This is a genomic window from Acerihabitans arboris (genome assembly GCF_010131535.1).
GTDB lineage: Bacteria > Pseudomonadota > Gammaproteobacteria > Enterobacterales > Enterobacteriaceae > Acerihabitans > Acerihabitans arboris.
In genome coordinates, this window is the sequence record NZ_WUBS01000009.1 from 34878 (window position 1) to 48163 (window position 13286).

A 13286-nucleotide genomic window follows, 5' to 3' on the forward strand; every position below is an offset into this window, starting at 1 on the left:
GAAAAGCCGTCAAAGCGCGCTGACGTTCCACACCCTGTATCCGCACCTGGCTCCCCGGAGGGCGTATGGGAAGGCGCCCAGTCCCAGTAAAGGTCAATACCATATTAATGACGCGGTCTTGAGCAGGTTAAATGTTCGTTGTTCGATAGTTCTCCAGCCAGGTTTCCAGGTGTTCCGCCGTCAGCGGCTGCGAGTGGTAGTAGCCCTGCACCTCGTCACAGCCCAGTTCACGCAGCGACGCAAATGTGGCCTCGTCCTCGACGCCTTCCGCCAGCACGGTATAGTCAAGCGCCTTGAGCATGCTGATAACATGGCTGACGATAGTCTGGCTGGCCTTGTCGGTGGTCAGGGTTTTGATAATGGAACGATCGAGCTTGATGATATCCATCGGCATTTTACGCAGATAGCTGATATTGCTGTATCCGGTGCCGAAGTCGTCCAACGAGATGGTAAAACCCCGCAGTTTAAGCATCTCAAGGCCATGCAACGCATCGGCGCTTTCCAGCACCCGCTCGGTCTCCAGGCATTCAATGCCCAGCAAGCCGGGTAACAGGCCATGCGCTCTGGTTTTTTCCGCCAGCGAGTCGGCAAAGCCCGGCCGGGAAAGATCGCTGACGCTGACATTAACGGAAACGGGTAACTGTATTCCTTTGCCCGACCATATCTCAATCTGCCCCAGGGCCGCGTCTATCACCCAGTCGGTCAGCGCGGCCATTAAGGTGGTTTTGGCCAGCAACGGAATAAACCGGTCGGGCGCGATATTGCCCAACTCCGGATGCCGCCACCGGATCAGCGCCTCCAGCCCCGTCACCCGCCCGTCTTGCAAGCCGACTTTAGGCTGGAACACCAGATACAGCCCCGGTTTACCATGCAGGTACGTGTAAAAATCATTCAGCAGGCGGAAATCCTGCTTTTTGCCGGCATCGGAAGCCGCGTCGTAGGCCATGACCCGTTTTTTACGGCTGATGGCGTCATGCAGCGCGCTCACCGCCCGGCGCAGGATTTCAGACGGCTCAAGTTCGCCCGGCGAAAAACTGACAAAACCGGCCGAAATATGCAGGTCAATATTGATTCGCGTGCTGATATGCGCGCTCAAGCCCACCAGCCGCTCTTTCAGCGTAGCGGAATGGATGGGATTGGCTTCATCCATAATCAGCGCGTACCGGCCGGTGGCGACGGTATAAAGCACGTCATGCCATTCCAGCTTGAGCCTGAGCAGGGTGGCCATATCCCGCAGCATATCCTCAACCACCGTCATACCCAGGGAGCGGGCGATTTCATAGGCGAAGGGCATATCGATGCAATCGACCAGCATCAGGCGATACCGGCTAACCGTCCCGGGAGCCTGCATTAGCCGGAGATCGTTTATTAAACGCTGGCGGTTGGGCAGCAAGGTCACGGCGTCGACATAACCGATGTTATGCCATGCCTCGAGGAATGCCGAGATCAGCCCGGCCATAACCCGAAATGTCGCGACCTGGCCGTCGGACAAGATATGGGGCTTGACATCAATCAGGCACAGGGTGCCGATAATAACGCCATCCCGCGACCTCAGCGGGGCTCCGGCATAAAACCTGAAATCATGGGGTGGCTGGACGAACGGGTGGTCATCGAACCGGCTGTCCAGGCGCATATCGGGACATACCAGTATGTCGTTCGCCTCGACGACGTGCAGGCAAAAAGCCTCTTCCCGCCGCGTTTGCTGTACCGGCGCCGGCAGCCCGGATGCCGCCTTTAAATACTGCCTTTCATCGTCAAGAATGGAAATAAAGCAGGTGGCTATCCCCAGCGTCTGGCCGGTCAGCCTGGTCATTTTTGCCAAAATCTCATCGCGATCATGCTCATCGGCTTTTAGCAGCTTGATCGCCGCCAGTCGTTTCTTTTCGTCATGGTTCAGATTTGTCAGCATGATCCGGACTCTTTTGGGGCTTCCCGCCGGGAAGCGAGGTTAGTTTCAACGCGCAAACAACGACACTATGACGATAGCATTACACCGAACCCTTTGCCCGTGCCGCTTACGGCCGCATAACGACTATCAGCTAAAATTGAGGATTAAATAGCGCAAAATGACGGGCGAAACCTATGGGAACAGGCCTGCTTTGCACTCTAACCGGAGTAAACGCCTTTTATGCGTATTATTATTTTAAATATGAATATTTATTAATGTAATTTTAAAAAAAATATATTACGGGTAATTTTGTCGTTTAACGGCAGATACAACGCATATTCATTTTTTTCAAATGGGTAGAAACCATACTTTATATAAAATGATTTGGCTTGGCGATCCTTTACTTCGACATTAATAGCCCAAACGCCAAGGGCGGAATTAATGGTGTTGAAAATGGCATCGACGATAAGCGAGCCGCCGAGCCCCTTCCCCTGGTGGTTAACATCGATTGCCAGCCTGCCAAGCAGGGCGGTGGGCACGGTTGGGTAGCGCGGCAATTCACTGGTGGCGGATGCCGCCAGGGCATTGATATTGACCGCATAGGACGAGAGGGTATAAAACCCCAGGATGTTATCCCCGTCGTCAGCGGCGACATAACATTTGGTAAACCGTTCCTGGTGATCATTCCCGGCATAGATTGCCAGATAGTGGTTCAGGCCGGGAACACCGCAATCAAAACCCTGCTTATTATGGCGCTTTGAGATTAGCGTGTAGCTCAGGCTGCGCATTATTTTTTGCCAAACTCCTTGCGCCGGCCCATGGCGCGCAGCAGGGCGGTGGGGGGATCGCGATCTTCCAGCAATGTTTCGGCAAACTTCAGCTGATCTTCCATGGCCAACTGAAGGACCGCCGTTTCTTCTATCGCGCGCTTGGCGGCGTCGTGCGTCGCCGTGATGATAAAGTCTGTCATGGATATTCCTTGCAGCCCGGCGGCATGTTTTATTAACACATGCAGCTCAAGCGGGATACGGGCTTCAAGCCTGGCGGTTGTTGCCATGATCACCCCTCTTTTTAAACCGGCAATCTGCCGTACAAGAAATAGACCTAAGCAAGGATTATAATAACATTTAAAGACGGAAATCACCGACTGTACATTTTATAGTTATAATAAAAATCGTTGCAAAATATTTTATATTAATTAGTTATTTTAATCATTCTTATATTAATTAAATTTTATATAAAATGATGGAATTACAGTAAATATCTAAAATATTTTGGTTGTTAAAATGGCGTAGCCATCCGTCGGCGCGGCAATAACCGCGCCGCCCGGGCCTTTTGGCGTGATTCGGGGCGGCGCTCATCAAATACCTCCCATTACAAAGGTTTATGGGCAATTACCGTGGGAAACATCCGCGCCCGATCGTTGATAAAACCGATCCCGGTAAAGCCGGCCTTTTCCAATTGCGCACGGGTTTGTTCATGGGTGCGGAAACACGTCCATTTGGCGTCGATAATGCGTGAAAACAGCAAGTGCTGCAAGGGCAGCAATGACTGGTCGATTTCCGCCTCTACCCAGGCTGATTTTTCGGACAGTATCGGCGGTGGCGTCATGAAGCTGGTTATCAGCACGCCGCCGGGAAGTAAATGATTATGGAAGGAAGTATACAATTCCACGACGCGATCGTCGTTCGGCTCATACACATTAAGGCCGTTACTGGTTATCACGTCGACTTTAGGCAGCGAGGCGATCGACCAGGCATTTTCATAAGACAATGAAATGCGATCGGCGATTCCGCGATCTTTTGCCAGTTCCAGCGCGCCCGCCAGCGCCTGCATATCCAGATCGACGCCAAATAGCCACACATTGGGCTGGCGGCTATAGTCCAGCAACAGCAGGTCGCCCATAAGGCCACAGGGCACCGACGCCATCATAATGCCCGGTCGTAACAGCGCCTGTAGCTGTTGCCGGAATATGCCGAAGCGTTCCCGGGTCGCCAGCACGGCGGGCAACCTTGCAAAAATCAGGCGCTCCAGTTTGCCCAACCGGCGCAGTTTTTCCGGGTTGGAATCCCAGGTTACCAATTGATGCGTCCAATAAGCGTTCAGCCCGCGGTTTTCCAGCAGGAAGCGGCCTAAGCTAAATTCGGCAAGTTCCTCCGCGAGGAGAATTTGCGCCTCGACGGTGGCATTGGGCAAATCGCCGGCTTCCCGCAGTCGTTCCTTCACGAACCGGAGAAGCTCGTCGGGGCTGAGCGATGAGTGAGCCTGATGGGAAAGTAATTGCGCAACGGATTTGGGTTTATCGGATTCCGACATCATTGACCTCCAGAGTCAATCTTGGGGGGTGGTATGGGTGGTCGTTTCGTTACCTCGCGTTGCTATGTTGAAATACTATCCAAGACGCTGGCACCGATGGGGGTCGGGCTTACCGCTATTTTGTTATGGTATAACATATATAATAACATAATGGTATTATATTTTTATGACAGCATAGTGCCCAGCGGGGGATATAACGATGCGGGCAGCCAGGATGATGATGTTTGCCGGGTACCATGCAAAGGCTGAGACGGGGCGAAAATACCTGTATCGCCCCGTATTGTAACGACAACGATTTAATCGCCCCGTACCGAGACCTGGCTCAGATGGAGCATATTGGTATTCACGATCGCGATATTAACCTCAAAGGGCGTGCCGTCTTCCAGATACACCACTTCGTATAATTCCATCATGGCATCATTGAGTTTTATATTCATATGCTTGATCATTTCTTCATCCGTTGCATTAAACGCATGGAAATTTTGATCGCGTTTGTAGACCTTTTTCCCCGAAATTCGCTCGATATAGGAATATTTTGAATTTTCCAGCTCTTTAAATTCAATGGAATTAAACAGCGAAACCGGGAAATGGATATATTCCAGCGAAACAGGAATATCGTCAAAGCTCATCAGCCGCAGTATCTTATAAACCGAATCGCTGTTTTTGATGCGTAAAGCCTGCGCCATGGAGGCATCCGGCACGGTTACTATACTGGCGGAAATGACTTTACGACCGGCGCGATGCCCCCCCTTCTGCGCCTGGTAATCAAACGGGGACAGCGCATGAAACCTGCCGGACTGATTATTTTTACCGATGGAGCCAATATAGATACCCGAACCCTTGATACGATAAATCCTGCGCTGATCGATAAGAATCCGGGTGGCCTCGCGAACCGTTGCGCGAGTTAAACAAAGCGCCTTGGCAATGGCTATTTCAGTGTCCAGTTTATCCCCGGGCTGCAGATCCTCTTCCTTGATTTTGGCGAGGATGTAGTCGATAACCTCTTTTTGTTTTTCCGTAATGTTGTCGGTCATCTTGTCGTCTTCCGCCGCGTTATCAGGTTATGCATACCAAAGGCATTGTTTCCGGACAGGGGAACAGAAGTCCACTTCCCGGCACGATGTTCATGATAAATGTGATCAAGTTAACAGCTTTACCGTAAAGCCATCATGTCTGCTCATCTTTGCAAGCTTACCTCTTGTGTATAGTCACGTCTAGGTGCATCCTAAAGATGACTATACAAATTTAAGATGTACATACCAATATAAAATGTATGTGTTTTCAGGGCCGACGGTCCAGGTATGCCGGCAACCGGCATGTCGCGGTGAAAATTCATACAGTTGATTAAATTCAGTTAGATAGGGGAAGACCGTGGAACAACAACAGATCGCGAATGCCATACGTTTCCTGAGTATCGACGCCGTGCAGAAGGCGAACTCAGGGCATCCCGGCGCCCCGCTGGGCATGGCTGACATGGCGGCCGTATTATGGCGGGATTTTTTAAAACATAATCCGGCGGATCCCCAGTGGATTAACCGCGACCGTTTTGTGCTGTCCAACGGCCACAGCTCAATGCTGCTCTACTCGTTGCTCCATCTGACCGGGTATGACCTCAGCCTTGAAGACCTGCGGAACTTCCGCCAGCTGCATTCAAAAACCCCCGGGCATCCGGAATATGGCTATACCCCCGGGGTTGAAACCACTTCCGGACCGCTGGGCCAGGGGATCGCCAACGCGGTGGGCATGGCCCTGGCCGAAAAAGCGCTGGCCGCGCGGTTTAACCGGGACGGGTTTCCCGTCGTTGACCATTTCACCTATGCCTTCCTGGGCGACGGCTGCCTGATGGAAGGGATTTCGCATGAAGCCTGCTCGCTGGCCGGCACCCTTAAACTCGGCAAGCTTATCGCGCTGTGGGATAACAACAATATCTCCATCGACGGGCATGTCGACGGCTGGTTTACCGATGATACCCCGGCCCGTTTCCGCGCTTATGGCTGGCATGTGATCGATCATGTTGACGGGCATAATCCGCGGCAGGTGGCGGCAGCCCTGGAGCAAGCCAGGAATGAACGGCAAAAACCCACGCTTATCTGCTGTAAAACCACCATCGGTTTCGGTTCGCCCAACAAGGCGGACAGCCATGACAGCCATGGCTCCGCGTTAGGTAAAGAAGAAGTGGCGCTGGTCAGGGAAACCCTGGGCTGGACCCATGCGGCTTTTGATATTCCGCCGGACATCTATGCCCAATGGAACGCGCGTGAACAAGGCGCCGCCGCCCAGGCTGATTGGCAGGACCTGTTTGATCGCTACCGAAAAAATTACCCGGCGGAGGCTACCGAATTAGTACGCCGCAGCCTGAAAAACCTGCCGGCGGACTGGCATTCCACTAGCCAGGACTATATCCGCCGGCTGCAGGATAACCCGGCCAATCTGGCCACCCGTCAAGCCAGTCAGCAAGCGCTCAATCAGTTTATCCAATGGATGCCGGAACTGCTGGGCGGCTCGGCGGATTTGTCGCCCTCCAATTTAACCCGTCACAGCCAGGCGCGCGATATCACGCCGGATGATGCGTCGGGCAACTATATTTCCTATGGCGTGCGCGAATTCGGCATGTCCGCCATAATGAACGGCCTGGCGCTGCACGGCGGATTTATCCCCTACGGCGGCACCTTCCTGATGTTTATGGAGTATGCGCGCAACGCCGTGCGCATGGCGGCGTTAATGAAGATACGCAGCATCTTTGTCTATACTCATGATTCCATTGGCTTAGGCGAAGACGGTCCGACGCACCAGCCGGTGGAACAGCTCGCCGCATTACGCCTGACGCCGAATATGGAAACCTGGCGCGGCTGCGATCGGGTCGAGGCCGCCGTGTCATGGCAGCAGGCCATTGAACGTGAAAATGGCCCCAGCGCGCTGATTTTTACCCGCCAGCCGCTGGAGCAGCAGCCCCGGGATGCGCGGCAACTGGCCGATATCGCCAGGGGCGGCTACGTGTTGCGTGATTGCGAAGGCGTTCCCGAGCTGATCATTATCTCGAGCGGCTCGGAGGTAGAGCTGGCCGTATATGCCGCCATCGAGCTCACGGAACGGGGCAAACGGGTACGCGTGGTATCCATGCCCTGCGTCGAACGCTTCGAAAAGCAGGATGCGGCCTGGCGCGAAAGCGTGCTGCCTATCGCGGTGCGCAAGCGCCTGGTGATTGAAGCCAGCATCGAAGGATTCTGGCGGGGATATGCGGGACTGGACGGCAAGGTCCTCGGCATGAGCAGCTTTGGCGAATCAGCGCCGGCGGCCGTGCTGTTCGGGCATTTCGGTTTCTCGAAAGACAATGCCCTGGCCGCCGCCCGCGCGCTGCTTGCCGATTAATGCGCGCCGGGGTCATTTGCGGGGCTGCCGCGTGCCACAGCCTGCATTGATGGGATTCAACGTTTATCAATTGAATGGGTTAAATATGCCAGCTTTATCAACATGGTTAAATGAAGATCGCATCCAGTATGTTAACGCCGTCGGCGACTGGCAGGAGGCCATCAAACGGGTAGCCGAGCCGTTGTTAAACGATGGCACGATTTCCGCCGACTATGTGGCGAACATCATTAAACAAAAAGAGGCCATCGGCCCCTATTTTGTGATCGCGCCGCGTATCGCCATGCCGCACGCAAGGCCGGAGGAGGGGGCCAACCGGCTTGGCTTGTCGATCCTCAAGCTGCGCGAAGGCGTGGTTTTTGGCGCGGACGAAAACGATCCGGTCGATTTTCTGGTGATGTTTTCCGCGCCCGACGGCAACAGCCATGTGGAACTGATTTCCCAATTGGCGGAGTTTTTGTCGGACGACGACGTGATGAACACCGTTTTTAACGCACAAGATCGGGCGGAGTTAAGCCGTATCCTGAACAGCTTTAACTGAGTTTCGATAATTATCTAATACTACCAATGAGGTGAATCATGAAAATTATGGCGGTTTGCGGCGCAGGCTTAGGCAGCAGTTTTATGATGGAAATGAATATCAAGAAAGTCCTTAAAACCTTGAACATTTCCGCTGACGTTGACCATTCCGACCTGGGTTCGGTAACGCCGGACGCGGCCGATGTGTTCGTGATGGGCAGGGATATTGCCTATAGCGCCAACCTACCCGAAAACAAGCTCATTATTGTCAACAGCATCATCGATATTAAAGAGCTTGAAACCAAAATAAGCGATTATTTTGATAAAAAATAATAGGTTATAAATCTTGCCGCTGAGGTTGCTATGTTCATACAAAACCTTTTACTGGTAGTTGTCGACGTACTCAAAGTACCGTCTATTTTAGTCGGGCTAGTGGCGCTGTTCGGCCTGGTCGCGCAGAAAAAGCCCTTTCCCGACGTGATAAAAGGCACGGTTAAAACCATCCTGGGGTTCCTGGTGCTGGCCGGCGGGGCGACCGTCCTGGTTGGCTCACTGTCGCCATTGGGTGATATCTTTAAACATGCCTTCGATGTGCAGGGCATCATCCCCAACAATGAAGCCATGGTTTCCATCGCCCTGGAAAAATATGGCGCCTCGACCACGCTGATCATGGCCTTCGGCATGGTGGCCAATATCATCGTCGCCCGCTTTACCCGCCTGAAATATATTTATCTTTCAGGCCATGTCACCTTCTATATGGCCTGTATGGTGGCGATTATTTTATCGGTGGCCGGATTCGAGGGCGTGCAGCTTATCTATACCGGCTCCCTGACGCTGGGCCTGCTGATGGCGATTTTCCCGGCGATGGCCCAGCCGTATATGCGCAAGATAATCGGCAACGACCAGGTGGCTTTAGCCCATACCGGCACCGTCGGTTATGTTCTTTCCGGCTGGATAGGCTCGTTGGTGGGTAAGGGATCCAAATCCACCGAAGAGATGAACATGCCGAAAAACCTGAGTTTTTTGCGCGACAGCACCATCTCGATCTCGATCACCATGATGATCATTTATTTTATCCTGTCGATCTCCGCGGGCAGGGAATATGTAGAAAGCCAGTTCAGCCATGGCCAAAATTACCTGGTTTACTCCTTCGTTCAGGCGATAACCTTTGCCGCCGGCGTATTTATTATCCTGCAAGGCGTGCGCTTGATTTTAGCGGAAATCGTGCCCGCCTTTACCGGCTTCTCGGAAAAGCTGGTGCCTAACGCCCGCCCGGCGCTGGATTGCCCGATTGTGTATCCCTATGCGCCCAACGCCGTGCTGCTGGGCTTTATTTTCAGCTTTATCGGCGGCCTGGTGGGGTTGTTTTTCCTCGGGCAATTGCACTGGGTATTAATCCTGCCGGGCGTAGTACCGCACTTTTTCTGCGGCGCCACCGCCGGCGTATTCGGCAATGCCACCGGCGGCAGGCGCGGCGCCATGGCCGGGGCTTTTGTCCACGGGATATTAATCACTTTCCTGCCTGTCGCGCTACTGCCGGTACTCGGGGCCACGGGCCTGACCAACACCACCTTCTCGGACACCGATTTTGGCGTGGTGGGGATCATCCTGGGCAATATGGCGCGCTTCCTGGATAAAGGCACCATCACCATGGCGATATCCGGGGTGTTTGTGCTGATGGTGATTTATAACTTTACCGCGAAAAAGAAGGTGGCGGTGGAGGAGGGCGGGGTTTGAATAAGGTATTGTAAATAGCACATCAAGGGGCTGGTGACAGCCCCTTGATGTATAAAATATGAAGCTGATGCGCTTCTCCTCGCAGTAGCGACACGGCAGGGTCGGTTTGCACTTGCGTTACATGTAACTATTTCGTCTGACCTTTTTTCCGAACATCCTTCAGTTTCACTATTACCGGTGACCAGCGCGCTGAGAATCACACCGCTTTTTCGCGTTCAGCTCGATTTATCAATTTTAATTAAAAGGCCTGCTCGGCTTTTAGTTCTTCCGAAGAGGTGTTGTTCCGCCTTTTTTTAGCATCATAGCGGCGATACGGAATAGATCGGGAATATCAACACGGCCATCAGCACGATATTCCATAAGTCCAATTTTTTCCATTGCTTCAGTTAAGGCTAATGCCTCAAATTTGAATTTACCATTATATAAATCTGGTGGAAAAGGAGGAAGAAAACCTCCTTCAGGAGAGCGTGACGCCTCCATAATAACGGGTATAGTATCACTATCGCGCCAGCGCTTGAACATGTCTTCTTTTTTACAAGGCAAACTTAATCCAGCCAATGGTGCTAATGCTCTTTTCACCCATTGATACTCAAGGCTTAATTGGTCAACTCTCACTTTTGAAGCTTCACGAAGCCCATGCCGAATACCTTCAGCTGATAAAATTTTTGCAGGGGCTATAGTGCCAACTTTAGCAGCCTCAGCAAAAAGTTTTATGAAGCTTCTTGGTGTTACATTACCGTTGGCGTCAGCAAGATGTTTATAAGGCCAATCGTAGGTACCACCCTTTTTAAAATTCTTACCCATGTACGGTCCCGTTAGTTGGGTCATCATGTTTTTTTGTAAATCTTTATCAAAAACAAGAGACCAAGATCGCCTATTTTTATGTGATAAGTTTTTAAAAGGAGCGCCAATTAAAGCGGACAACTTATGAAAGTCCTTGGCATATTCAGCGTAAGCTAACCGGGAAAATAATAGACCATATAATTCTACTTGGGACCATTCAAGTTCAATTCGCGAACTTCTTAATTTAGGTATTTCGACGAACCTAAGCGATTCATCATTTAGTTGCTCGGGACGGATGAATATTTTCGCTTTAATGCGTTTACGTGCGCGCAGCCCCCATGCAACTTCGAATAATGCATCTAATAATAATGTTGAGCGTCCCCATTCTTTTGACAAACGATCAAGTGCGTCAAAAGTAATTAAAAGAGTACGGCCGATTTTTTCTAATTTGACATCTAGTTTATCAAAATAAACTTCAATTTTTTCTGGGTTAGCATACCTTTCCATTATTTCAGATAACTGTAAATCTTTACTGGATAGTTGCTTTTCAACAGACCTAATGATCGCTGCTTGCCAGAATGCATAGCCAACAGAATTTTCTTTACCTTTGGGTACAAGAGAATCTATTATAAGAGGGGAAATAAATCCATCATAGCCAGTTGTTACAATAAGATTATCAAGGCCTAAATTAGGGTAGGCCTCGGATGCAACAATTCTCGTCTCATTCTGGGACAAAACGCCTGCCCAAAAGCTTTTGCCTGTGCCTCTGGCCCCTACTACGACACTAGTATTTGGGTCTAAGGCATTTGCGTGCTGCTCAGGAGCAAATATTTCATCAACTGTTGGCTTATGTTCGCCACTGGCATCATGATCGGAAGGAAGACGACTTAGTGACTCTCTTATTGCTATGTAATTGATATCACTCATTAAAATTATCATCCACGATACTTTCGCTGACTATTGTGCGAACTCTTTCAAGTAAAGGACCGAAAGTAACAGTATATACACTTTCGGAAAGTGAATCACTATCAGCTAAAGGGTTAAAATTTTGAAAACGGTTATCGTCTAAAATAGGGATCACTGGATTTATTTTATCATCTATATCAATATTTTCAATATCTGTTAACAATTGAGTGTCAGCTTCATTCCAATCCATCTCGAACGTGTCTTTTAATGAAGACACATCGATGTCATTTTCAGGCATTTTATCAATGAAATAATCAATAATTTTTTGCTCTATTAACTGAGAAAATTTTTCTCTTTCTTTGGATTTTTCTTGGGCCTTGGCATGAACAAAATGTAATTTATTGGCCCAAGAGATATTGTTTTTGCTAAATGTAGATAAATGAGAAAATAATAATTCATAGCCTGTTATCGTTTGGGGTTGATCAATGCCAAAGCAAAAAATATCCGCATTCAGTCCTACCATTGCGGAAGCTGTGGTTTCATGTAAACCACTTCGCGCATCAATAAGGATGACATCATAATTACCTGAAAGAGAGAAAAACCCGATCAAATCATCCATATAATCCATGAATGATTTTATGATGCCATCACTGTTCTTTGAAAGATATGCCCGCGCGATTTTACTTAAAACATTTTGCGGATATTCTAAACAGTTTCTACCCAGGGCTGGTACAACGTCTACTCTCCCTCTTCCTTGAGATATCCATGAAGGCCCCATAATATCGATAAAAAAATCCGCGCCAAGCTCATAAAGATTTTTCTCAACAAAATAGTCCAACAGACCATAGATGGGCAATACATCTTCTTTTAAAAGCATATTACCAAGACCAGGAGCTTCTAAGTCCATATCAATGGCTAAAACACGTTTACCAGACCTCGACAAAGCCGCTGCAACAACACAAAGAGCAGTAGAACGTCCTACGCCACCCTTAACACTGGAGAAGACGATTTTTGCGGTTTTGGGTGATAGATTTTTTTTAGGATCTCTTAACCAGTCAGCTCCAATAAGCCTCCGCTCAAAAAGAAGTACAGAACCAGTAAATTCAGTACTTTCAATTTTAACTTCGCTAGCTATCGATATATCTTTTAAAGTATCATCAAATAATTCGTCTGCGGTAGTAAGTGCAAAACCATCATGGCCAACATAATTCCCGAGCAAACGCGCTATTTTTTTCGAAAGCTTTACTCTCTTGTCCGATGTTATCCTAAAGTCGAGTACAATAAAAGAAAGAACTCCAGTTGCGTCACGGAGAAAAAAATTATTTTTCAAATATTCCGAGCCAAGCTCTTTTTGTATAAACTTTGCAAATAGCGGTAAAGAATTATCAAAGTAAATATTTTTCATTATAGCCGCTCCTTAATGCCTGAAGCTCCCATTAAACGAGTAGTCTCTTTTATCCATAAATCTACTTCTTCTGATGTAGTATTGCCAGAAGCATGATACCGTCTATTTACATCCCAACCATTCAGTATTTTACTGTCTAAAATCATTAGCATACCAATTTCTGATCTACTATTAAGTCTTTTCCTAGCAGCCTCGATTAATTGGGGGAAATGTACTTTAGGGTTATCAATACCCCCGCCTAAGGTACTTATTTTGTATTTTATTGCGCATTCGGCCGCAAAACCTATTAAATAACCAGCATTGTCTAACGAGTCGCTAGCCTTCAAATTTTTTGCATCTTTCAAATGTCTAATTGCTGCGCTTTGA

General features: G+C 49.5%; 12 protein-coding genes. 4 read left to right on the forward strand and 8 right to left on the reverse strand.

Going from position 1 to position 13286, the window contains the following annotated elements:
* Positions 1-127: 127 nt before the first annotated feature.
* From GRH90_RS13465 to GRH90_RS13485, 5 genes are all read right to left on the reverse strand, one after another.
* Positions 128-1909, reverse strand: a complete 1782-nt coding sequence (locus tag GRH90_RS13465) for an EAL domain-containing protein (protein WP_162366473.1) — start codon at positions 1907-1909, stop codon at positions 128-130.
* A gap of 251 nt (positions 1910-2160) precedes the next feature.
* Positions 2161-2676, reverse strand: coding sequence for a GNAT family N-acetyltransferase (locus GRH90_RS13470; RefSeq protein ID WP_162366474.1), 516 nt, complete (start codon positions 2674-2676; stop codon positions 2161-2163).
* Positions 2676-2945: a type II toxin-antitoxin system TacA family antitoxin gene (locus tag GRH90_RS13475; RefSeq protein WP_162366475.1), complete on the reverse strand. Its 270-nt coding sequence runs from the start codon at positions 2943-2945 to the stop codon at positions 2676-2678. Before GRH90_RS13475 ends, GRH90_RS13470 begins: the two co-directional genes overlap by 1 nt.
* Before the next feature lie 317 nt (positions 2946-3262).
* A complete protein-coding gene (locus tag GRH90_RS13480) occupies positions 3263-4207 on the reverse strand; it encodes a class I SAM-dependent methyltransferase (protein WP_376766078.1) in 945 nt (314 codons plus the stop codon).
* Between the two features lie 293 nt (positions 4208-4500).
* The gene (locus GRH90_RS13485) at positions 4501-5238 is read right to left on the reverse strand and encodes a GntR family transcriptional regulator (protein ID WP_162366476.1); all 738 of its coding nucleotides are present in this window, start codon (positions 5236-5238) and stop codon (positions 4501-4503) included.
* Between the two features lie 337 nt (positions 5239-5575).
* Between GRH90_RS13485 and tkt the strand changes: the two genes are divergently transcribed.
* The 4 genes from tkt (at position 5576) to ulaA (ending at position 9826) form a co-directional block, all read left to right on the forward strand.
* Complete coding sequence (tkt, locus tag GRH90_RS13490) at positions 5576-7573, forward strand: transketolase (protein ID WP_162366477.1); 1998 nt, start codon at positions 5576-5578, stop codon at positions 7571-7573.
* A gap of 85 nt (positions 7574-7658) precedes the next feature.
* On the forward strand, positions 7659-8111 hold the full coding sequence (locus GRH90_RS13495) for a PTS sugar transporter subunit IIA (protein WP_162366478.1): 453 nt from the start codon (positions 7659-7661) through the stop codon (positions 8109-8111).
* Positions 8112-8149: 38 nt separating this feature from the next.
* Complete coding sequence (locus GRH90_RS13500; RefSeq protein WP_162366479.1) at positions 8150-8422, forward strand: PTS sugar transporter subunit IIB; 273 nt, start codon at positions 8150-8152, stop codon at positions 8420-8422.
* Between the two features lie 30 nt (positions 8423-8452).
* A complete protein-coding gene (gene ulaA / locus GRH90_RS13505; protein WP_162366480.1) occupies positions 8453-9826 on the forward strand; it encodes a PTS ascorbate transporter subunit IIC in 1374 nt (457 codons plus the stop codon).
* A 258-nt stretch (positions 9827-10084) separates the two neighbouring features.
* Here ulaA and GRH90_RS13510 read toward each other — a convergent pair whose 3' ends face one another.
* The 3 genes from GRH90_RS13510 to GRH90_RS13520 are packed head-to-tail and all read right to left on the reverse strand — an operon-like array spanning position 10085 to position 13264.
* Entirely contained in the window at positions 10085-11536 is a 1452-nt protein-coding gene (locus GRH90_RS13510; protein ID WP_162366481.1) for a hypothetical protein, read from the reverse strand.
* Positions 11529-12920 carry a tyrosine-protein kinase family protein gene (locus GRH90_RS13515; protein ID WP_162366482.1) on the reverse strand — a complete coding sequence of 464 codons (1392 nt, stop codon included), beginning with the start codon at positions 12918-12920 and terminating at the stop codon, positions 11529-11531. The genes GRH90_RS13510 and GRH90_RS13515 overlap by 8 nt, the downstream gene beginning before the upstream one ends.
* Positions 12920-13264 (reverse strand): hypothetical protein, encoded by a 345-nt coding sequence (locus GRH90_RS13520; protein WP_162366483.1) that lies wholly within the window; start codon positions 13262-13264, stop codon positions 12920-12922. The genes GRH90_RS13515 and GRH90_RS13520 overlap by 1 nt, the downstream gene beginning before the upstream one ends.
* Positions 13265-13286: the final 22 nt, after the last annotated feature.